The organism is Halomonas elongata, from assembly GCF_029081005.1.
Lineage (GTDB): Bacteria > Pseudomonadota > Gammaproteobacteria > Pseudomonadales > Halomonadaceae > Halomonas > Halomonas elongata_B.
In genome coordinates this window covers 1-507 of sequence record NZ_JAJQTQ010000076.1, presented here as the reverse complement: position 1 = coordinate 507, position 507 = coordinate 1, and the positions used below count along the sequence as shown (strand labels likewise).

Here is a 507-nt window from a genome sequence, read left to right as displayed (position 1 = left end):
CAAGAGAAAATTGTCCTTCCAGCAACGTTGTGAGCAGATTAACAAAATCATCCGTTACGCTTAGAACGAATCAGCCCAACTAACTGAAATATAAAAAGTTTACTTTTTGAAACAGGTGTATCTTAAAACCTCCCATAAGATAAAATTTTTCTCCAAACCACAGTCTTTTTATGGTTATTAGGGTAAGTTTTTTCTTATCTTTTGTCTTAGCATTATCGCAGCTGAATAAAATTTAATTTTGGACATTAAATCATTATGAACACCGATAACGCTTCCCTGTACGTAAAATGGCTCAAACAAGAGGTCGCCCCGGCTTTAGGTTGTACTGAACCCGTCGCTATTTCCTTCGCGGCCGCCTACGCCGCACAATATCTGGATCAGCCTTGCACTAAAATTAGCGGTTTTATTTCCGCCAATCTTTATAAAAACGCGATGGGCGTCACCATACCCGGCACCACCGTTTGCGGTGTACCGCTGGCAGCCGCAATTGGCGCATTTGGCGGCGAC

Annotated in this window: 1 pseudogene; it reads left to right on the top strand. The window is 42.4% G+C overall.

Annotated features, from left to right (window positions below):
• Nucleotides 1-255 precede the first annotated feature (255 nt).
• Nucleotides 256-507 (top strand): annotated as a pseudogene (locus tag LU493_RS19500) (serine dehydratase subunit alpha family protein); the annotation flags it as partial.